Origin of the sequence: Kordia sp. (genome assembly GCF_022447245.1) — a bacterium.
Lineage (GTDB): Bacteria > Bacteroidota > Bacteroidia > Flavobacteriales > Flavobacteriaceae > Kordia.
Map to the genome: position 1 here is coordinate 105,978 of NZ_JAKVBC010000010.1, position 22,015 is coordinate 127,992.

Here is a 22,015-nt window from a genome sequence, read left to right on the forward strand (position 1 = left end):
TATATATTATACTAGTTTATGATCTACTAAATGCTGTGCAATTTGTACTGCATTGGTCGCAGCTCCTTTACGTAAGTTATCGGACACAATCCACATATTTAGTGAGTTTGGCTGCGAGCCATCACGGCGAATTCTTCCAACGAAAACCTCATCTTTTCCTTCTGCATAAATTGGCATAGGATATACATTTGCGTCTGGATTGTCTTGTACTACAACTCCTGGCGACTCCTGCAAGATTGTTCGAACTTCATCTAAGTCAAAGTCATTTTCAAACTCGATATTGACACTTTCAGAATGCCCACCAACTACAGGAATACGAATCGCCGTTGCTGTAATAGCAATGGTATTGTCATCTAAGATTTTTTTGGTTTCATTGACTAATTTTACTTCTTCTTTAGTGTATCCGTTTTCTACAAATACATCACAGTGTGGCAATGCATTTCTGTGTATTGGATACGGATACGCCATATCTCCTTTTTCTCCTGCATATTCACTTTCTAATTGACGAACAGCTTTTACACCAGTTCCTGTAATAGATTGATAGGTAGAAACAACAATACGTTTTATTTTGTACTTTCTATGCAATGGTGCTAACGCAACCACCATTTGAATAGTAGAACAGTTTGGATTCGCAATAATTTTATCGCTTGAAGTTAATTGATTGGCATTAATTTCTGGTACTACTAATTTCTTCGTTTGATCCATTCTCCATGCAGAAGAATTGTCAATTACTGTTGTACCTGCTGCTTCAAATTTTGGTGCCCATTCTAAAGAAGTGCCTCCGCCTGCAGAAAACAATGCGATATCTGGTTTGGCGTCAATAGCATCTTGCATACTTACTATAGGATATGCGTTTCCTTGATAGGTAATTTCTTTTCCAATAGACCTTTCAGAAGCTACTGGAATTAAAGTGGTTACAGGAAAATTTTGTTCTGCTAATACTTTTAACATTACAGTTCCTACCATTCCTGTTGCGCCCACGACTGCTACTCTCATTACTTTTATTTTTATAGTCTTTAATTGTGTTATACAAAAATATTCATCTAATTTCTATTACGTAGATATTTCGGCATGTTTATTTTTTGTAAAATTAGGAATAAATACAGCGCAAAAGCTATGAAGTTTTCTAAATATCAAAAATTTCACAAAAAGTTACAAATAACACAAAAGCCACTCATAATAGAGTGGCTTTTTTATAAAGTATGTTTTGAAAAATTACTTCTTCAATAAGTCTCTAATTTGTGTTAATAGCTCTTCTTGAGTTGGTCCTGCTGGAGCTTCTGGAGCTGGTTCTTCTTTCTTTTTGGTTTTGTTGTATGCTTTTATGATTATGAACATGATCAAACCTATAATGATTAAATTAACAATCGCATTAATCCAAATACCATACGAAATTACCGCTCCACCAGCTTCTTTTGCAGCATCAAGGGTTTCATATTCTTTTCCATCCATAGCAATAAACATGTTGGTAAAGTCTGTTCCACCAGTAAAATATCCAACAAAAGGCATTGCGATGTTGTCTACAAATCCTTTAACAACACCGCCTATTGCGCCAGCCATGATAACAGCTACTGCAAATTCAATTACGTTTCCGCCAGTTATAAATTCTCTAAATTCTTTAATCATAATGTTTGATTGTTAGTTATTATTGAATTTAAAAGTAGTAAAAAATATGGTAGTTTTCAATTTGTTAGGGCGAACTTGTGTTCTAATTAACGAAGAAATACACGTTTTACTCGTTGAGAAACCGCTGTAAGGATTTCATAAGAGATGGTATTTATTTTTTCGCCTAATTCTTCTGCATTTTGTCCTTCTCCAAAAACAATTACCTCATCACCTTCATTACAACGAATTCCTGTAATATTCACCATAATCATGTCCATACATACATTTCCAACTATTGGTGCTGCTTTTCCATTGATAATTACACTACCAACACCGTTTCCTAATTTTCTACTAATTCCGTCTGCATGTCCCAATGGAATGGTGGCAATGGTTGTATAATCATCCGCAATAAAAGCGCGATTGTACCCTACACTTTCTCCCTTTTCAATGCGATGTATTTGTGAAATAACAGATTTTAAAGACGCCACAGGTTTTAGGTGTTTGTCATATTTTGGATCATTTCCAAAACCATACAATCCAATTCCCGTTCGAACCATATCAAAGTGTGCTTCTGGATAGTTTAAAATTCCAGAAGTATTGGTCATGTGTAATAAAGGTTTGTTGTTGAGTCCTTTTTCAAATTCTTCACTAATTTCTTTAAAAAGCTTGATTTGATTTTGAGTGAATTCTTTTTCGTTAGGATCTTCAGATGCTGCTAAGTGCGATAAAATAGAAACTGCATTTATCTGTGACAGTGTCTTCAGTTTTTTAATAACATAATCTGTGTCTGTATGAAAAAATCCCAGACGGTTCAATCCTGTATTAAATTTAATATGTACAGGATAATTCTTTTTTCCTTGTTTTGCCGCTTCTTTGGCAAATGCTGTAAAAATACGATCGTTGTACAGACTAGGCTCTAAATTGTAAGCAATGGCATGCTTTAAGTTTACAATTTGTGGATGCAGTACTAAAATAGGAGTTGTAATTCCTGCAGCTCGCAAATACGCACCTTCTCGAATGTAGGCAACTGCAAAATAATCAACATTGAGTTCATCTTGCAGAAACTTTGCTATTTCTATAGCATCACTTCCATAGCCGTAAGCTTTAACTACAGCTAAAATTTTAGTGCCTGTTTTGGTTTTTGACTTTAAAAATTCAAAGTTTTGTTGCAGTGCTTTAAAATTAATCTCTAAAACAGATTCTTGTATGTGTAACATTATGGTGGTTAATTGTCAGGTTGTTGTTTTGGAACGATTTCTTCCGCATCATCAACTTCAATCTCTTTCACTGATTCTTTTAGCATTGCTTTATAATAAGCGCCTCGACTTAATGGTTCGTATTCATCAGTTTCTCCTAGCAAGACCAGATCGTCGCTTTTGGATTTTCTAAAGCTGTATTGTGCTAGGTTTCCCGTTCGGGTACAAACGGCATGTACTTTGGTGACATACTCGGCTGTTGCCATAAGTGAAGGCATTGGTCCAAATGGATTTCCTTTAAAATCCATATCTAAACCAGCGACTATTACTCGAATGCCTCGATTGGCTAAATCGTTGCATACGGCTACAATACCATCATCAAAAAATTGTGCTTCGTCAATTCCAACAACATCGCAATTATCGGCTAATAATCGTATGTTGGCAGCAGCAGGAACAGGGGTCGAACGAATTTCGTTTGCATCGTGAGAAACTACCATTTCCTCGTCATATCGAACATCAACGGCAGGTTTAAATATCTCCACTTTTTGTTTTGCAAACTGGGCTCTTTTGAGTCTTCGGATCAATTCTTCTGTTTTTCCAGAGAACATTGAACCACAAATAACTTCAATCCAACCAAATTGTTCTTTATGATTTACTGTATTTTCGAGAAACATTTTGTAATTTTCAGGTCGAAAACGAATTTATAGTCGTTTTTGTAAAGGTGGAACAAATTTATTAAAAAACCAAAGGTTATACAACGACATTAGTTTAAAAATTATGAAGAAAAAATTAGAAGGAGATTTAGTAAGTATCGCGCATCGAATCCTTAAATTAAAAGGTAAAGAAGATGTAGTTGCATTACATAAAGAAGCGAAAGAAGTTTTTGAAAAATTGTCGGTAATGCTGTTTTTTGAAGAACAATTCAAAGATTCTGTACCAGATTATGCAGATTCTTCTTTCTTCCAAACTTTAGAGAATGTGTATAATCATGATAAGGTAGAACAAAATGCAGAAGATGATTCTTTGACACGACATCATTTGGTTAGTGAAGACCCTGAACAAGACGAATTGGTGGAGCCATTGATGGAAACTATTAAAGATATGGTAGCCGAAATGCCAGAAGAAGAGGAAGAAGATACATTGTTAGCAAAAACCTCAACACCTGAACCAAGACGTGAAACTTTAGAAGATATTCTTGCTGATGTATTACCTCAACCTACTTTTGTAAAGAGTGATGAAGTTGTAGAAGTAGAAAAACCAGCTCCAGTTGCACCTAAAGCAGTAGAAACTGTAACAAAAAAAGTAGAAACACCTGCGGAAGTTAAAACGAAAGTTGCAGATACTAAGCCTAAATCATTAAATGATCGTTTGAATACAGGAATTTCTATTGGATTAAACGATCGTATTGCCTTTACTAAACATTTGTTTGATGGAAATCAGGAAGATTATAATCGTGTGATTTCTCAATTGAATACGATTGAAAGCGAAATAGAAGCTAAGAGCTTTATCTATAATATGATTAAGCCTGACTATAATAATTGGACTGGAAAAGAAGACTATGAAACTCGTTTTATAGAAATTATTGAGCGTAAGTTTGCTTAATAACTTTACTTTGAAAAGTAAAATCCTGATTACACATTTCGACTCCGCTCAATGTGCAATCAGGATTATTTTTTTTTAGTAGTTTATATATAACCAACCTGTTTTTTCGATGGTATTGCTTTGTATTTTGAGTATGTAGAAGTATGTTCCTGCTGGCAAACGCTCATTTTTATTGAACAACACTACATTTTGATTGGCTTCACCATTCCAGTTATTGGTGTAGTTTCTCGCTTTATACACAATGGTTCCCCAACGGTTAAATATGACCAACTCATTATTAAAATAGTTGTCTAAACAAGCTATTGCCCAAACATCATTTACGCCATCATCATTTGGAGAAAAACCACTTGGAATTTCTAAACAATCTGGGAAAGTTACGGCCGTTGCGCTATTATTCGTAGGGTTTGTATCCGTTGCTGTTTGATCTATGATTTGAACAATATTGGTATAATCATCACCATCTACTACTGTAACTGACAATGTTAATGTAGCTGAACTTCCAGCTGTTAGCGTCATAATAGTCCACAATTGTGTATTGTTGTCATACGTTCCAGTACTTGTTGTATGAGAAACATATTCGTAGCCGTTAGGAAGCAACTCCTCTACATCGATATTGGTTGCATCTTCAGCAATATTGTTGGTAAGTGTAATGGTAAATTGAACCGTTTCACCAATGGAAGGCATTTCTGTGTCAACAATCTTTTCAATTCCTAAATCTACACACGAAACTGCTATTACCTGAACCATTTCTCTTGCATTGCCAGGGCAATTGTTTTCATTGATGATTTCAATTTCATAGCTTGTATCTGTAGTAATACTTCCTGTTTCAAAGCTCGTTCCTGTAAATATAATTTGTGTTGGATTCGAAGCCTCATACCAATTATAGGTATAATTTACAATTGGATTGTTGATGACCAACATCGTAGTATCTCCAATACAAACCTCCGTATTGTCAATAGCCAAGTCAATATCATTATGAATTTCAAAAACAGCGACTTGCAATTGCACTTCATCATCATCAGCCAATGAATCACCCAAATCATCTATATCAAAACTTGTATTTACATCACTATCTAAATCTTCAATATTCGTTGCTGTAATTTCTGCAGTAGTTTCATATTGATTATTTGCAGACGCATCTACATTTAAAATCGTTGTAACAATTTCTGCGATGAATGTATTGTTATTAGTAATCGTAATTCCTGAAAGTTCCCATATACCTGTCGCAGCTGTATATGTTCCACCTGCATTATCTGATACATACACAAAGCCTAAAGGATTCACATAGTGCTCTACAGCTATATTGTCTGCATCATCTGGACCGTTGTTAGTAATGGTTAGCGTAAAGATGGCTTCGTCACCTTCACAGTATTGTGTTTGATTCGGTGTAAGCGAAATTTCCAAATCAGCACTTGGCGGAATTGGCAATACGTTTAAGGTTGCAAGTGCATTAGACGCATCAATATTATTTAGATTGGAAAAGTTTGCAAATTCATTCGTGTATAAATCGCTTACAGAAGATGTAACTAATACGGCAAACGTACAACTGGCAACACCATCTGGAATCACCAAATTGGCAATCCCAACAAAATCGTCATTGGTCAATCCGACAAAATCTGCAGTAGCACCATTGCTTTCTACCCAATATGGATCGCCTGCTAAAACAATTCCCGCAGGTAAATTATCAGTAAAAGAAATTCCTGATTGCCCAATATTCCCTGGTACATTTTCAATTGTAAATGTCAAAAGCGATGTTTCTGTATCAATAATTTCATCTGGTGTAAATGTTTTGGTCACAGTTGGCGAGAGTACTTGTACACTAGAAATAGAAATGTTGGTGCTTGGATCAGATTCCACATTATTGGCAGGATCTGGTTGCGCTTCGGCGACATTGGTAAACGAACCTCCAAAATTAGGTGCCGTCACAGGAATTATAATTTGTATGGTTGCGTCTGGATCGAGCAAAGGAATAATTCCTGAGACTTCATTTGTTGTGGTATCTACATTAAATGTAGTGATACACATTGCATTTCCGCTCGTGACAGTACACGTTGGTGTTCCATTAATCGTAAATGTATTATTTACTGTTGTGGTAAATATGGCATCTGTTGCGGTAGAACTTGTAATACTATTTGTAATATCTACAACCCAATTAAAGTTTGAATTTACTGGTGTTGTTGCTTGTGATGGATAGGTTTGAATAATTAAATCAACACAAGAAGTTAAGTAGCTTGTTTCCGTTGCGGTAAGCGCTGTATTGTCTCCAACAATAGCAACAGTAGCTGCATTTGTTACAGGTACCACTAAACTTGAGCATTGTGGATTCCAATTGACAACCACTTCAAATGTAATAGAACTTTGCGTAGGTAGTATCCAATTTTCTGCTTCTGTAATTTCCCAGAATACATCATCGAGCATCGTTTGTTCAACACCAATATTCGCATTGGATATTGAAATACAATCAGCTGTTCCTGTGGTTTCAATACAAGTTACCGATTGTAAGGTTCCTGTTGCAACAGAATTCCCTCCATAATAATCAACCAAAGTTAAAGGAACATCATTAGGATTGTTGTTACTGATAGTAATATGATAGGTAATATCGCCCCATGGAACAGGATTATCTTCTGTACTTCCTAATGGTAGCGCAGGACTTACCTGTGTTTTTGAAATAGCTACATTATCTGGACTTACACAATCATCTGTTCCCATAGACTGTGGTAATACTATGGTATCAAATTCATTATTATCTCCGGGAGCACAATCTACATGTTCCAACATATTAACGGTACTTCTAAAAGGAGAATCAATGACTGAATCCGTTGGACAGTTAGGTTCCATATAATCCACTATCGTTTCTATAATAATAGTAGCTCCTGCTGGAATAGGAAAGTCTTCTACTTGCCAAAATCCATTACCTATATCAAAATTAATATCTGCACAATTGACACCTCCAGTAGCGCTGATACACGTAATTGAAATAAATTCCCATTCAATTCCAAGATTTTGTAAAAAGAACTGAATAGTCGTATCCAATGGACCATTATTAGTCAAGGTTGTTTGATAAGTTACTTGTTGATTCCAATCGGATAATACGCCTGCTGGCAAAGGATCTATTTGTTCTGTATCAATAGAAACATCGGTACATGGACATATGGTTGAGTCTAACAAATCTGTAATTTCTACATTAGATTGATTGGAATTCGTATTGGCTTCTGCTAATGAAATTTCAGCCAAACTTTGAATAATTATTTGATCTGATTCAATACCACAATCGCCTTCATTATATTCAAAAGTGGCACTAAATGTAAGGCTAGATTGTGATGGAAAAATAATTTCTCCATTATATTCATATACTGTTGTAATAGGTGTAATGATAAATGGAATTCCAGGAAGTGTTCCAAAATCTGATGGACAATTGGCTCCATTAGTACTTTGAATACATTCTAAAGACAATAAGCGCAATATCGTATTTCCATTTACAGAATTAGACACTAAACCTTGTAACAACCCAAAAGAATCTATAGGATATTGTATGTTACTGTTGTTTGTAATGGTAATTTCAAATGTAACTTGATCGCCCCATACAGAAATTCCTGTGCCTGAAGTTGGATTTACTTGGATATATGAAACGCTAAAATCTAAAGGTGCATAGGTCACATCCATCGAAATGATGGAAGTATTCCCATCTGGGGAAGTATCGGTGGTTCCATCTGGTGGAGATATGGTTGCTGTTGTAGAAATTCCTCCTGAATATTTAGGCGCTCTTACCAAAATACGAATTTGCACACTTGAAGCTGTCGGCAAATTAGGAAGCAAAGCCGTAGCAACTCCTGTATTTCCATCATACACAAAATTGGTAGCATCTGCCGCACCACCAACGGCATTCACACTTTCAAAAGTAAGTGCTGCAACATTAGGTGCAAATTGTTGTGAAAACGTAGCATTACTTACATCATTTCCTGAGTTGCTAATTGTAGTGACATAGTAAAATTCCTGAAAAATCTCGATATTAGAAATTGGAGTTCCGTTAAGATCTGTAACTTCAATACTTGCTGATAAATCTGTGGTTTGACTCCATCCAAGAAAAAAACTGAACAGACAAAAAATGGTAATGTAATGTTGTTTCATATTATCATAATGATGGGGGAATTTTAAAAGGGTTGCGTATATATAACAATAAAGATATATGAATTACTACATATTCAGCTATTAATAATTACTTTTGAATTGAAAACGTTACGGGAAATTCAACCGTCTAAAACTGTATTGATGAAACTATATATTGTACCTACACCTATCGGAAACCTTCAGGATATAACTTTTAGGGCCATTGAAGTGTTAAAAAGTGTAGATTTTATTTTGGCAGAAGATACACGTACCAGCGGAAAACTGTTGAAACATTTCGAAATTAGTACACCCATGTATAGTCACCACATGCACAACGAGCACAAAACCACAGAAGCTTTAGTACAACGCATGCAAGCAGGTGAAACGTTTGCCTTAATCAGTGATGCAGGAACACCTGCAATTTCTGATCCTGGATTTTTACTAACCCGTGAATGTATTGCTAATAATATTCCTGTAGAATGTTTGCCTGGTGCAACTGCTTTTGTTCCTGCATTGGTAAATAGCGGATTGCCGAATGATAAATTTGTCTTTGAAGGGTTTTTGCCTGTTAAAAAAGGAAGACAGACACGTTTTAAAATTTTGGCAGAAGAAACACGTACCATGATTTTTTATGAGTCGCCACACAAACTTGTAAAAACATTAGGTCATTTTTGTGAATACTTTGGAGAAAATCGTCAAGTTTCTGTTTCCCGTGAATTAACCAAACTTTATGAAGAAACCATTCGTGGCACCGCAAAAGAAGTCTTAACTCATTATAAAAACAAAGCACCAAAAGGCGAGATTGTTGTTATTGTGGAGGGTAAAGGGAAATAGTTTTTTAGAAACGCTATCGCATTTAGATTGATGGAAACGCTGCGCTCATAGATTACTTAGACTTATGCAAAATCTAAAAAATCTAAAAACAAAGTGCCTCTAATACCTCTTATACAAAGTCGTCACAATCAATCCTTTTCCATTCTTTGGAACTACCGAAAGTAATTGCTTTGCTTCTTTCACCTTAAAATAAAATGGTGCTGCTAACAAATCGATACCACTTTGTTTTTTGAGCCGAATGCCTTGTCCTGAAATAATATCTTGATTGGGAATAAAATTTCCTTGTGGAACATGTTCAGTCAAAATCACATATTTATAGTTTTCTAACTTCCGAACCACTTTTTCAACCTCAGCATTGGAGAGATGTTGCAATACTTGTCGAACTAAAGCACAACCGCCAATAGGTAATTCATCGACAGCAATATCCAAACAATGAAATGTTAAGTTTTCAGCAGAAAATTTTTGAATGTTATGTACAATTAAATCTGAGACTATATCAACCGCAATATACTTTGAGGCATAAGAAACCAATTCTTTTCCAACATTAAAATCGCCACAACCTAAATCGCAAACAACCAGCGGTTTTTCAAAAGAAGTCAAAAAAGAGCGCACAGAATCTACATACGAATTCACAATCTCAGGATCATGAGAACCTTCACCAGAATAAAAATCTGTTTTTCCCTTTCCCCAAAGATTCAACTCGTACACCTGTTCCATAGCAGCTTTGGTTGGCCAAGGTTTCTTTACTTGTTTTACTACTTTTTTATCGTTCATACCAAACAAATATAAAGGATACATCTGTAATATTTCAATTCGACGAATTTTGTTAGTCATCAGAAAATTGCATTTCGTCTACACTTAAAATGATCGTACCGCCAATTGGATTTTTCCCTTTTTTGAGTTCCTAGATTTGTGGTGTAAATAGCCAACCTCATGAAGAAACTATTACTAATTTTCAGCATCCTCACGACAGCAATCACAAGCGCTCAAAACGAACCATTCAACTGCGTTTATAATGCATATTTATTTCAATACAATGATGTATATGCTATTGATTTAGCTTCGGGAAGTTCATCTCTTGTTGCTGAAGACATAACACCTGGAAGTATCAACGCAGCAGCTTACAATCCTGCTGATGGATATATTTGGGGCTCGTTAAGTAGTCCAGCAAAAACCATTGTGCGTATTGGTGAAGATTTCCAAACAACTACTTTTTACGTAGACGAATTACCCTCTTCTAATAGATATGTTGGTGATATAAGTGCTTCTGGTGTGTATCATCTAAAAGGAGGCGGAACAACATATTATAAAATTGACGTAGATCCTAGTTCAGCAACCTATACACAACATTTAAGCACAGAAAATTTATCAACAAATATAAATATTCATGATTGGGCATTCAACGCGGTTGATAATATGTTATATACCGTTGAAAAAAATACTAACAAATTATACAGAATTGACCCTAATACAAATAATGTTCAATCGCTTGGTACAGTGCCTATTTTATCAGGATTAAGTTATACTTATGGAGCTGTTTATTTTGACGCTTCTGGACGTTTTTATGTATCTGCCAATCAAACAGGAACGATTTACGTAATTCAAAGTGTACAAGATTTAACAGGTAGTAATGGTATGGTTTCCAATTTATTTGCTTTTGGACCTTCAAGTTCGAGTAATGATGGAGCACGTTGTCCTACAGCGCCAGTTCCACAAGAAATTTGCGATAACGGCATTGATGACGATGGCGATGGTTTGATTGATTGTGAAGATCCTTCTTGTTCAGGTTATGGAGAATGTGACGTAATTGATCCTGAAACTTCTACAGGAAATGCAGGCGGATTGGAAAGTAATGGAAGGCTGTCAGATGCTATCAACAAACGTAATTATAATAGAGCTAAAACAAGTTATAAATTTGATAGAAGTACAGCAAAAAAAGTGAAAAAATCTGCTTCGTATGCAAAATCAAATACCAACGGTTTTCAACTACAAGATTTTATTCCAATAGATATGATTAATGAAGATTCTGTGATTGAATCTACACCAGCAGATTTAGTAAATATTACAAATGCTACAGAAATTTATTCGGTAGATTATATCAAAGCAGATAACTCAGTAGCTTCCATCTTAGTTTTAAAAACAGAAAATGGTGTATACGAACACACAAAATATATTTGCGATCGTTTGTTAGGCGCAGAACTGATTTCGGTTTCAACCATATACATTAACGGTCAACAGTTTATAAAATCACTCATTAAAAATACAGATAATACTGTAGAGTTTGTGTTAAGCCTTTCAGCGAAAGTTATAAATAATGAAGTAAATTTTGCCATCGAAAGCCACTGGAACTTGGATAAATACGAAAGCGACGTTACATTTTACAACTTTCAAATCTGGTCAAACTCTTTAGATGATTTATACATATTAGGGCAAGAAGTATTGAACTTATTGGACGTTCAAAAGCCAATTTCAGACTATAATAATTCAACACCGCCAACCGTATTTGTACGCAAAGGAAAGTATGAAAATGGAGCGCTCGATCTACAAATCATCAATACAAACGCTACAGACAATGTTGCTTTTGATGCTGGTTACAGAACTACGGAAACGAATGAGTTTGACAATATGAGTTCATCGCTAGACTTGAATGGAAATTATATTTCCAACTTACAAGTACCAACAGGAAACCTATTTGATATAGGATTTAGAATTGGTGATGGCATTGCGACTCCAGACGATTTATTTATGTCGGATGGTCCTTGGGGAATTGACGATTCGCAAGAAAGTACCACCGTATTAAATTATGAAATTTCACCAAACGATTTCGAATTTGAATCAGATGTATTTCCGATTGAACGTAATGTATCATTACATGCAACTACAAGCACATACTTTGCTGCGTATAGAGCATTGACTCCAAGATTCAATGCAGTAGATTTGACAGATTACAACACGTTCAACTTTACAGCTAGTGGAACAGGGAAGCTTGAAATTGCCTTTGTAAAAGCAAGTGTTAGCAATTGGGAAACACAACCTAAAAAACTTATTACGCTTACAAATACGGACCAAGAATATAATATTCCGATCTCAAGTTTATCATCTGCAACCATTGATAATATCGTATTAGATGATGTAAAAACCATCGTATTTACAATAGCATCCGAAAATGGACAAATGATAACACGAACCATTGATTTATCACATCTGTATTTCTCTAGTGAAAGTACATTAAGTGTGGTAGATATTGAAAATGAAAACAATGCGATTTTAGCAATTCCAAATCCAATGACATCGAAAACAACAATACGCTTTACATCCAAACAATCCGAGGACGTGCAATTATATATTTATGACCAAGTAGGTAAGGTAGTTTATACAATGAAGGTTAGCACAAAAATTGGTCAAAACGAAATCCCCCTAAACCGAAATAATTGGCGTTCCGGATTGTATTTCTGTAAAATAGAAGGAAAAACACAAACATATAAAAGAATAAAACTCATACTTAAATAACATAATTTCATGGTGATTAAATTTGGTTAATGATGAAAGGGCAGAAGGAGCAATTCTTTTGCCCTTTTTCTATGTTTTAAATAGCTTAAACCCTTTTGTTTATTGACCTTATAAGGCATTTGAAAAATGGTTAGTCTGAAGAAAATTGCATTTCGTCTACACTTAAAATGATTGTGCCGTGAATCAGGTTTTTCGCAGTTTTCAGTCCCTAGCTTTGTAATACAAATAAAAAGATATCATGAAATGAGCCACCAAAATCTCTAGATAATAATCAACATGATTATGGGCGAATTCCATCAAACAGAATTCATAAACTAAAACATGGACAGATGAAAAAACTATTATTACTTTTTAGCATACTTGCTATTGCAACAACAACCGCACAGAACTATCAATATCTAGGCGCTTTTACCTCAAACGGAACACCTTTATATTTAGAAAATCCTGGAGATAATGTATCTGTGGAAACCTTAGAAATGATTAGTAATTCCATTCCAGAAAGTTATCCTGTTCCTGACTACAATCCACATTATATTTCTTCTGGATATGACACTGATTTAAGTATCAATGAAACAGCAGAAGTTTGGGTAACATTTGTCAGTGAAGGTGCTGGTTATAGAAATGTACTAGGATTTTATACCTACGATTTAAATAATCCATCGCCTACAGCACCTGCTAATGAAGATATTACCATTATTTTTCCAAATGCATCCGCTTTAGGAAGTGGCGGCGGATTGCAAGTTGGCGATAAAGTAAAAATCGGAACCTTTGAAGCGGGTACAGGAATCGGTTGGGTTTTACTAGCAAATGCATGGAGTTCTAGTGCAAGCACTGTTGGTAACGGTTTATGGAAACTTTATTCAAACCCTGATTATAATCCTGAAGCTGATCCAAATTTACGTTACCATAATGTATTATTAAACGATCCAGACAATGAGCGTGTTATTCTTGGTTTTGAAGATATTCGTCGTGATTACAGCTCATGTGATAATGACTTTAATGATGCTGTATTTTACGTAACTGCAAATCCTTACACAGCACTAAAAACGACCAACTATGCCGATGTAGAAAGTGCTTCAAACGTAACCTCAGCGTATGATGGCGGATTGGAAAGTAATGGAAATTTAGCAGGTTTAATTGCACAACGTAACCTAAAAAGAACGCAAACAGGTGATGAAAACAATCAAAAACGATTTCAAGCTTCTTTTAATAAGCAAAGCTATACATCAGAAAATCCAGAAGATGGAACAAGTTTAGATTCATATTTACCAGATACAGGTATGTTTGGAACCGAAACAGCACACATATCAAGTCCAACTGATTTATTAGGAATCACTAATGCGACAGAAGTATTTGCTTTAGACATGTATCAAGAAAATACACGTGTTTCTGCAGTATTGGCAACCGCCACTGAAGGTGCTATTTACGATCACTCCAAAGTTATTTGTGACCGATTAAATAATTCATCTCTGGAAGACGTAAGAACTGTAATTGTACGGGGACATCAACTCATTAGTGCCAAAATAAAAAGACCTACAGGCGAAACAGAATATACCCTAAGCTTTTCTGTGAAATTGGGCGATGCAGCAAACGAATTGTTTAGTTTTTGGAATATTGAGCAATATCCAGAGGGCGATTATTATAATTTTCAGATTTGGGGCGGATCATTTTCACAAGTTTTTACTATCGGAAACCATATTATTGATACGCTAACGCTAGAAAAGCCTCTGAACAGTCAAATGGTAGACGATGTAATTCCACCTGTATTTGTTAAATCGGGATATTATGCAAATGGAAATGTGCATTTAAATATCGTCAATAAAGTAAACACAACATCTGTATTATTTGATGCAAGCGTGGCTCCTACGGAAGTAGCTGAACGCACTACAATAACACAAAACATTGCCTTAACTGGCGAATGGAATGATACTGTAACTATTGCGACAGGACAATTATTTGATGTTGGGTTTTCAATAAGTACAGACGTTTCGGCACAACAAGATGCTCTGTATTTGGCAGATGGCCCTTGGGGAATTGATTACCAAGAAGACAATGTAATTGTGACTAGTTTTCATGTAGAAAATACTACTGTGGAAGACTTTGAAAACACCTATGAAATTGAAAGGCAACCTATTGTTTCTGGTCAAGTACAAGGAACTATCAATTTGTTCCGTCATGTGTTACCTGGTGATCAAACCTTGGATGTAAGCATGTATGATGCATTTCAATTCAGCATTACCAATACGCAACCTGTTGAAATCAATTTATTGCAAGAAGATTTAAACGATTGGAACAACCGTTATCGAATAATAATTTCTCAAAATAGTACCGAAACCTTATATCGAATTCCATTCAATGAATTTGAAGATGGTGATGGAAATGCAGCAGATATTACCAATGTAAAAACCATCATATTCTCAACACAGGGCGATTATCAAAGTTATATTCCATTCAACCTGCAAGTTCATAGTGCACGCTTTGGCATGGAAAACACACTTGATATTGAAGAATTTGAAATAGAGGTAGCTAACAACAAAATTATGGCTGTGCCAAACCCAATGACAACTCAAACGCAACTACAATTTGCAGCCAAACAATCCGAGGACGTACAATTGCTGATGTATGACCAAGTAGGAAAGGTAGTTTATTCATCAAAGGTTAGAATCCAACCTGGTCAGAACAAGGTTTCCCTAAGCCGAAATAATCTACGTCCCGGATTGTATTTCTGTAATATTGAAAGCAAGACGCACAGCTACAAAACATTAAAACTCATTATAAATTAAAAATAGTTTTTTTTCATGGTGATAATTTTTATTGGTTAATTAGTAAAAGGCAAAAGGAGTGATTCTTTTGCCTTTTTTGGCATTAAAATTATGCTGCAGTCGGACAGGGCAATAGCCAAGAGATTCACAATCTGCTGCTAATGTATTATCGTTACAACCTGGAAGTCGCATGGTATTGCATGTTTTTGAATCAGCAGGATGTGGAATTGTAGTAATTGTTGTGTCTGATTGTCCACATTCAACAACTTAGCAAGAAACAATAGCTCCTCTTTTACTTGCTTGTAAATTAGAAATAGAGATTTTACTCAAGTTCAAGTTTTTTAAATTCTTTTTTTTAGTATGAGTGATTTCAAAATTAATATTGGAACTAAAATAGAATCAATGGTAAAAAAATAATAACAAACCAAACTTCAATTTTCTGAATTTCAGCATATTAAAAACCCCTAATCATAAAAGACTAGTTTTTTATTCATGATAAAAATTTTACTGGCTAATTAGGAAAGCACAAAAGGAGTGATTGTTTTAAAGTAAAAAGCAAATACAATATGGGCCTAAATAGAATATTTATAAAGCCAAAAAATATATTCTAGTAATCTTTCCCAAACCTAGATTTTCCATCAAACCACCACTTCAATCGAATCCCAATCTCCGTAAAGGTAAATCCTGCAGCCGTAGCAGATGCAATATTACTACGTGTGCCAAATACATTGGCCAAACAACGATCGGAGAATTTATAACCTAGTTTTCCCTGAAAACGATAGGTGCTTTGCGAATCTTGATCTTCAATGTATTGTAATCCTGTCGCAGCAGTAAGTTCGTAAAACCATTCGTCAGCTTTGGTGATATTTTCATCTTTGATCAAGTTTACAAAGACTTCTCCTGCATTGAATCGTTCTGGACTGAAATAAATGGTTGGCACTTGATTTTCAAAAGTGATATACTGATAGTTCAATCCGATTTTCAAAGATGGCTTGCTCAGAATGTTGTAGTACAGCGAAGTAAATAACAAATGTCTGGAATTATCATCGTTTTGCGACGTATAATAGTATTGTGTAAACCAACCAAGATTGAAATTAGAACTCACATTATAATTTGCATACAAATGATTTTGTACAATCTCTCGATCTAATAAATCCGCATTAAAACTCTGTAATTCTCGTTTGTAACCAATATCTAAGGTTTGGAGTTTAAACGGCTTTATATTCAAAGAAAAATCAGCTAATAATTGAGTGTAATCGGTTGTTTCTGCTGTTGCTGAAGTGATTCCTAAAGTTCCTTTTAAAACAGTGTTTGGAGCCAACTGATACGCCAAACCAGCCGAAACTGCATGCGATGTTGCTTTGTTGTTTGTCACGGAATTATCTGTTGTTCTAAAGGTGTAATTTCCGAGCAATTTCAAACGTGTTGAAAGCGGATATTCTACTGTATTATCTACTGAAAATGCTTTATTATCGCCATTATCAAATGTATACGAGGCTTTTCCATCATAAAAAGCAGAAAACTTCGTATCTAGCTCTTTCAAAAAGTTTGTTGCATCTTTCTGGTTGTTGTAAAATGTTAGCGTTTTTTCTGCAGCGGCATATGCTTCATCATAATGACCTAAAGCTTTTAAGACATTGGCTTTTCCTAAATTTCCATCAAATGACATGGATTCGTTCACTAAAATCTGATCGTAATCTGCCAAACTCTGCCTAAAGTTACTTTTATACACATTCAAGGTTGCACGCAATGCCAAAATCCAGTTTTCATTTGGTTCTACTTCCATCATTTGATCAATTAACGTTTGAGCTTTTGCATACTTTTTATTCCAAATTAAAGCCTGAATATAACGTTCGGTAGTTTGTTGAGTTACTATCGGACTTATTGTTTCATCCAAACGATCATAAGCAGTTTGACTCGTTTTTAATGCTTGCTTTTCCTTTCCTTTTAAATGATTTACTAGCGCCAAACCATTTGATGCAGAAATCGTGTCTTCATAGTTGCTTGGATTGTTAAATAAGGTTGTATAAGTAGTTTCCGCTTTGTCAAATGCTTCCATAATCAAATACAAATTCGCCAAATTTAAAAGTGCATCTTTATCATTCGTAAAAAGCGACAAACATTCTTGTAATAAAGTTTCCGCTTCAAGATATTGTTGTAATTGCTGTTTTTGATAGGCATGACCTAAATAGATATACTTTTTAGAAGTCATTGCATTCTGATTCCCTGGAGAAACTTCCAAAGCTCTATTCACATATATTAAAGCATTATTATATTCTTTTAAGTTCGATAGCGTATTGGCAAAACCTAATAACGCTGGAAAACTGTTCGTATCTTCCTCTACTAACTGTTGATAGTAAGCTTTCGCGAGATTGAACTCTTTATTCCATAATAAAGATTCGCCATAATTTAACTTCACTTCAAAGTCGTTTGGATAATCGTTTAATAAATTGGTGAAGATCGTTTTTGCATTCGTTGAATCACCATTTAATCCAACTGAACGACCATAGCACAAACGTGCCGTTTTATTAGTAGGATAGTCTTGTAAGATATCTTTAAAGAATAATTCGGCTTCTTGATACTTTCCATTTTCTAAATAGGAAAAGCCTTCTTTCATGTTTTGGGCAACACTAAAAAAGCACGTTAATAAAAGTGAAAAAAGTAGGATATATCGTGTATTCATATAGTTGATTTTTGACAGTTGTAAGTTAAGCATAAGCTTCCAAACATTCATCGCAAGAAAATTGAATCTCACCGACGATGAGCCTATTTTTGTGTCATATGGAGGATATTTGTATCAATATTTATAAAAAAAAATCAAAAAAATGGCTTTACAAATCACACAACAAAATGGAACTTTTTTATTAAAAGGAAAATTAAACACAACCACATCTAGATCTTTCATTATTCACTTCGAATACATCATGGAACAACAGCAAAATGTAGTCGTAAATATTGATGGAATCACAGAGATTGATTATGATGGTTTAGAAGGAATTAAAACATTAACTGCAATCGCATTAAGAGATCACAAAATGTTTTCTGTAATTGGAAATGGTTGCAAAGATATTTATCAAGATTTTAATTGTTCTCAGGTAGCTTAATGCATCATGATTACAATTCTATTGGTTCGTTTCCTTTACTCTAAAATCAAGAAAATGAACATAGAATACAAACTTGACTTCTAATTCACGATGTGAAATTAAAAACAAACAAAATGATCGCAATCGCAAAAAAATTAAAAAGTAACCTTACGCCAGCACATGTATTTATGATAAGTGTATTGTTGGTAAACGGCGGAAACTACGTATACAACTTGTTATTAGGTAGATTTCTAGGACCTGAAAAGTTCGCTGATGCTGCTGTTTTGGTTACTTTTTTATTAGTATTATCTTTTGTTGCGATGACATTTCAGTAGGTAACAGCAAAGTTTTCTGTATTTTTTGAAGCAAATGTATTCAAAGCTTTCGCTGCAAATATGTATAAAAAATCAGCCTTCGCTGGAATCATTTTTGGTTGTTTAATCGTTTTCTTTGCTTCAGAATTGCAAGAATTTTTTAAAACCTCATCTTCGAGTATGTTTGTCGTTTTCGGGTTGGGAATTCCATTATACTTTATCATGAGTGTAAATCGTGGAATTTTTCAAGGTAAAGAAAAATTAGTATCGCTTTCAGTGACATATCAGGCTGAAATGATCAGTCGTTTGGTAATCACCTTAGCATTTTTATACTTTTTACAAATTGAATCTTCTTTGTTGATTTCTTTGGGAATTTTAGCATCATTTGTATGTGGATTGATTCCTTTTGATTTTAAAAATATTTCATGGAAAAGCAACAACTTGTTGAGCAAATCACAGGGGAAATTGGTGCGTAACTTTTTCATTATCACTGCTTTTTATGAGCTAACACAAATTATCATTAACAACAGTGATATTCTACTGGTAAAACATTATTTTGAATCCTTTGATGCAGGGTTGTATGCTTCCTTAGCGTTAATTGGACGTGTGGTATATTTTATTGCTTGGATGTTTGTAATGTTGTTATTACCAACCGTTGTAAAACAGAAAAAAGAAGGAAAATCTACAGTTCCTATCTTATTAAAATATGTAACCTATATTGCAGGAATTGCTGCGGTAATTATATTGGGTTGTGTATTATTTCCAACACAAATTATTACGATTTTATTTGGTGAAAGCTATTTAGCAGTTACACCTTTATTATGGAAATACGCTTTAGCTACAGGCATTTTTGCATTGTCAAATATCTTCGCGTACTATTATTTATCCTTAGACAAATACATTCCAGTAGTACTTTCTGGGTTGTTTGGAATGCTTCAAATTTTATTAGTGGTTTTTTTCCACGAAAATCTAGCACAAGTAGTACATGTGCAAATCATTGCGATGGTTTTATTACTACTCGTTCAGTTAGGATTCTTCTTTTATGAAAATAGATTTAGAACGCTTCACTTCGACTAACTCAGCGTGAATGCTTTTAAATTTTCTCGCTCTTGTGTGATCCTGAATTAAATTCAGTGTAACGCCAACTTACTTTTTTGTCACAAAATCAATAACTATTTTAAATATCACTTCTAGTGACATTTGAAAACTTCTTTCGTTATCTATGCTTCGTCATCACGAGGAACGCAAGTGACGTGGTGATCTTTTTATTGTACAACATATCTAGAAGTCACAGATTGCTTTGTCATACTTCCGTGCAATGACGTATCATAAGAGTACTATTACTTTCTCAAATTAATACCATAAACCAAATCTAAAGGCTCTTTCCTTTCATCGAAATATATTCGCATTTCGGCACAAGTCGTCTATTTTTCAGACTTAGAACATGCACATTTGTAATATAATTAGAAAACTAGATGTCATGAAGTTAGCAATCATAACCGCATATCCGCCAAGCAAAGTAACCTTAAACGAATACGCTTATCACTTAGTGAAAAGTTTTCGTCAAAAAGAAAATATTACAGAAATCGTTTTGCTAACCGATGCAACTCCAGAAGCAAAGGATTTGAATTTCGCTGAAGCTGGTTGCAAAGTTACCGTGAAAGAATGCTGGAAATTCAACAGTTACAAAAATATTTTCTCTGTAACCAAAGCCATCAATCAAACCAAACCTGATGCCGTATTATTCAACTTACAGTTTATGAAGTTTGGTGATAAAAAAGTAGCGGCTGCTTTAGGATTGATGCTTCCACTAGTTTGTAAAATTAAAGGAATTCCAAACATTGTTTTACTACACAATATTCTGGAAGAAGTAGATTTAAAAAGCGCAGGTTTTACCTCTAATAAATTATTACAAAAAGTATATAATTTCATTGGAACTAGTCTAACAAAATTGATTTTAAAGGCAGATAGAGTGGCTGTAACAATGCAAAAATATGTAAACATTTTAGAGAAAAAATACCTGGCAAATAATGTAACAATGATTCCGCATGGAACTTTTGAAATTGCCCAAAAACCATCTTTTGAATTGCCTGATGGTCCTTTAAAAGTGATGGCATTTGGAAAGTTTGGAACATATAAAAAAATAGAAACTATGATAGAAGCTGTGGAGAAAGTTCGTAAAACTTCTGGACTCGATTTAGAAATTGTCATTGCAGGAACTGATAATCCGAATGTGCCTGGTTATTTAGCAAATGCACAAAAACAATACAAGCATGTTCCTCAATTGACTTTTACAGGCTATGTAGCAGAGGAAGACGTAGCAACTATATTCAACGAAAGTGCTGTTGTTGTTTTTCCATACACAGCAACCACAGGAAGTTCGGGCGTATTGCACCAAGCTGGAAGCTACGGAAAAGCAGTTGTGATGCCAGATTTAGGTGACTTAGCATTGTTGGTAAAAGATGAAGGTTATAGAGGTGAATTCTTTGAAGCTGCAAATGTAGATAGTTTGGCAAATGCCATTGAAGCTATTGTAACCAACGACGCGTATAGAATTTCACTTGGAAAAACAAACTATAAGGCTGCTACTGCATTTCCTATGGAACTCATTACAGATATGTACATAAAACTATTTGAAAGAATTATAGCAAAGAAGAGTAATAATATTGAAAGTTTAGTTGTGTGAGTACAACACAAAGAATTTAAACTTTTTGCTGGTTAAAAAATAGCGATTTTTCGATCACTTTTTTAGATTTACTCTCATTCAATTTTTATGTTGGATTTTCAAAATATCACATTAAAAAAATTTATTTCAAGCTAATTTTTAAATCCATTTCCTTTTTCATTAATAATAACACTTCTGCATTTCCCATGGCGTCATCAACTGGATTGTGTGTATGCGCAGTTTTACGTAAGTGTTTCCATTTAGCAAAGGTGTCTTTTTCCAGTCCGCAATACAGATCGGAAAGTCTTCGAGAAGAATACCCAAACGGATTTTCGCC

At 34.6% G+C, this 22,015-nt stretch carries 14 protein-coding genes and 1 pseudogene; 7 read left to right on the forward strand and 8 right to left on the reverse strand.

What is annotated here, in order from left to right; genetic code table 11:
• Window positions 1–6: 6 nt before the first annotated feature.
• The 4 genes from MK119_RS08960 to MK119_RS08975 all read right to left on the reverse strand — a co-directional run bounded on the left by MK119_RS08960 (window position 7) and on the right by MK119_RS08975 (window position 3,475).
• Window positions 7–996 (reverse strand): aspartate-semialdehyde dehydrogenase, encoded by a 990-nt coding sequence (locus tag MK119_RS08960; RefSeq protein WP_290677198.1) that lies wholly within the window; start codon window positions 994–996, stop codon window positions 7–9.
• A 219-nt stretch (window positions 997–1,215) separates the two neighbouring features.
• Window positions 1,216–1,626, reverse strand: a complete 411-nt coding sequence (gene mscL, locus MK119_RS08965; RefSeq protein ID WP_290677200.1) for a large conductance mechanosensitive channel protein MscL — start codon at window positions 1,624–1,626, stop codon at window positions 1,216–1,218.
• A gap of 86 nt (window positions 1,627–1,712) precedes the next feature.
• Window positions 1,713–2,822 (reverse strand): alanine racemase, encoded by a 1,110-nt coding sequence (gene alr, locus MK119_RS08970; protein ID WP_290677203.1) that lies wholly within the window; start codon window positions 2,820–2,822, stop codon window positions 1,713–1,715.
• Between the two features lie 8 nt (window positions 2,823–2,830).
• Entirely contained in the window at window positions 2,831–3,475 is a 645-nt protein-coding gene (locus MK119_RS08975; protein ID WP_290677205.1) for a thymidine kinase, read from the reverse strand.
• Window positions 3,476–3,578: 103 nt separating this feature from the next.
• On the opposite strand from MK119_RS08975, the gene MK119_RS08980 reads away from it, so the two are divergent.
• Window positions 3,579–4,403, forward strand: coding sequence for a hypothetical protein (locus MK119_RS08980; RefSeq protein ID WP_290677209.1), 825 nt, complete (start codon window positions 3,579–3,581; stop codon window positions 4,401–4,403).
• Window positions 4,404–4,478: 75 nt separating this feature from the next.
• Here MK119_RS08980 and MK119_RS08985 read toward each other — a convergent pair whose 3' ends face one another.
• Window positions 4,479–8,531 carry a gliding motility-associated C-terminal domain-containing protein gene (locus MK119_RS08985; RefSeq protein WP_290677212.1) on the reverse strand — a complete coding sequence of 1,351 codons (4,053 nt, stop codon included), beginning with the start codon at window positions 8,529–8,531 and terminating at the stop codon, window positions 4,479–4,481.
• Between the two features lie 138 nt (window positions 8,532–8,669).
• Here MK119_RS08985 and rsmI point away from each other — a divergent pair, with 138 nt between their 5' ends.
• Window positions 8,670–9,344, forward strand: a complete 675-nt coding sequence (rsmI, locus tag MK119_RS08990) for a 16S rRNA (cytidine(1402)-2'-O)-methyltransferase (protein WP_290677300.1) — start codon at window positions 8,670–8,672, stop codon at window positions 9,342–9,344.
• A gap of 99 nt (window positions 9,345–9,443) precedes the next feature.
• On the opposite strand, the gene MK119_RS08995 is transcribed toward rsmI, so the two are convergent.
• Window positions 9,444–10,142, reverse strand: a complete 699-nt coding sequence (locus tag MK119_RS08995; protein ID WP_290677215.1) for a class I SAM-dependent methyltransferase — start codon at window positions 10,140–10,142, stop codon at window positions 9,444–9,446.
• A gap of 135 nt (window positions 10,143–10,277) precedes the next feature.
• Here MK119_RS08995 and MK119_RS09000 point away from each other — a divergent pair, with 135 nt between their 5' ends.
• Window positions 10,278–12,854 (forward strand): T9SS type A sorting domain-containing protein, encoded by a 2,577-nt coding sequence (locus MK119_RS09000; RefSeq protein ID WP_290677218.1) that lies wholly within the window; start codon window positions 10,278–10,280, stop codon window positions 12,852–12,854.
• Between the two features lie 329 nt (window positions 12,855–13,183).
• The gene (locus MK119_RS09005) at window positions 13,184–15,637 is read left to right on the forward strand and encodes a DUF4114 domain-containing protein (protein ID WP_290677221.1); all 2,454 of its coding nucleotides are present in this window, start codon (window positions 13,184–13,186) and stop codon (window positions 15,635–15,637) included.
• 39 nt (window positions 15,638–15,676) lie between these two features.
• Here the strand turns inward: MK119_RS09005 and MK119_RS09010 are convergent, their stop codons facing one another.
• The gene (locus tag MK119_RS09010) at window positions 15,677–15,808 is read right to left on the reverse strand and encodes a hypothetical protein (protein ID WP_290677224.1); all 132 of its coding nucleotides are present in this window, start codon (window positions 15,806–15,808) and stop codon (window positions 15,677–15,679) included.
• A gap of 415 nt (window positions 15,809–16,223) precedes the next feature.
• Window positions 16,224–18,299, reverse strand: a complete 2,076-nt coding sequence (locus MK119_RS09015) for a tetratricopeptide repeat protein (RefSeq protein ID WP_290677227.1) — start codon at window positions 18,297–18,299, stop codon at window positions 16,224–16,226.
• Between the two features lie 142 nt (window positions 18,300–18,441).
• Here MK119_RS09015 and MK119_RS09020 point away from each other — a divergent pair, with 142 nt between their 5' ends.
• From MK119_RS09020 to MK119_RS09030, 3 genes and pseudogenes are all read left to right on the forward strand, one after another.
• Entirely contained in the window at window positions 18,442–18,720 is a 279-nt protein-coding gene (locus tag MK119_RS09020) for a hypothetical protein (protein ID WP_290677230.1), read from the forward strand.
• Window positions 18,721–18,833: 113 nt separating this feature from the next.
• Window positions 18,834–20,090 (forward strand): annotated as a pseudogene (locus tag MK119_RS09025) (sugar isomerase).
• A 403-nt stretch (window positions 20,091–20,493) separates the two neighbouring features.
• Window positions 20,494–21,699 carry a glycosyltransferase gene (locus MK119_RS09030; protein ID WP_290677233.1) on the forward strand — a complete coding sequence of 402 codons (1,206 nt, stop codon included), beginning with the start codon at window positions 20,494–20,496 and terminating at the stop codon, window positions 21,697–21,699.
• Window positions 21,700–22,015: the final 316 nt, after the last annotated feature.

Excerpts from the sequence above, each read along its gene's own strand:
- MK119_RS09000 (WP_290677218.1), top strand. The coding sequence starts at position 10,278 with ATGAAGAAACTATTACTAATTTTCAGCATCCTCACGACAGCAATCACA.
- alr (WP_290677203.1), bottom strand. The coding sequence starts at position 2,822 with ATGTTACACATACAAGAATCTGTTTTAGAGATTAATTTTAAAGCACTG.
- mscL (WP_290677200.1), bottom strand. The coding sequence starts at position 1,626 with ATGATTAAAGAATTTAGAGAATTTATAACTGGCGGAAACGTAATTGAA.
- MK119_RS09010 (WP_290677224.1), bottom strand. The coding sequence starts at position 15,808 with ATGCGACTTCCAGGTTGTAACGATAATACATTAGCAGCAGATTGTGAA.
- MK119_RS08960 (WP_290677198.1), bottom strand. The coding sequence starts at position 996 with ATGAGAGTAGCAGTCGTGGGCGCAACAGGAATGGTAGGAACTGTAATG.
- MK119_RS09020 (WP_290677230.1), top strand. The coding sequence starts at position 18,442 with ATGGCTTTACAAATCACACAACAAAATGGAACTTTTTTATTAAAAGGA.
- MK119_RS08980 (WP_290677209.1), top strand. The coding sequence starts at position 3,579 with ATGAAGAAAAAATTAGAAGGAGATTTAGTAAGTATCGCGCATCGAATC.
- MK119_RS08995 (WP_290677215.1), bottom strand. The coding sequence starts at position 10,142 with ATGTATCCTTTATATTTGTTTGGTATGAACGATAAAAAAGTAGTAAAA.
- MK119_RS09015 (WP_290677227.1), bottom strand. The coding sequence starts at position 18,299 with ATGAATACACGATATATCCTACTTTTTTCACTTTTATTAACGTGCTTT.
- MK119_RS08975 (WP_290677205.1), bottom strand. The coding sequence starts at position 3,475 with ATGTTTCTCGAAAATACAGTAAATCATAAAGAACAATTTGGTTGGATT.
- MK119_RS08985 (WP_290677212.1), bottom strand. The coding sequence starts at position 8,531 with ATGAAACAACATTACATTACCATTTTTTGTCTGTTCAGTTTTTTTCTT.
- MK119_RS09030 (WP_290677233.1), top strand. The coding sequence starts at position 20,494 with ATGAAGTTAGCAATCATAACCGCATATCCGCCAAGCAAAGTAACCTTA.
- MK119_RS09005 (WP_290677221.1), top strand. The coding sequence starts at position 13,184 with ATGAAAAAACTATTATTACTTTTTAGCATACTTGCTATTGCAACAACA.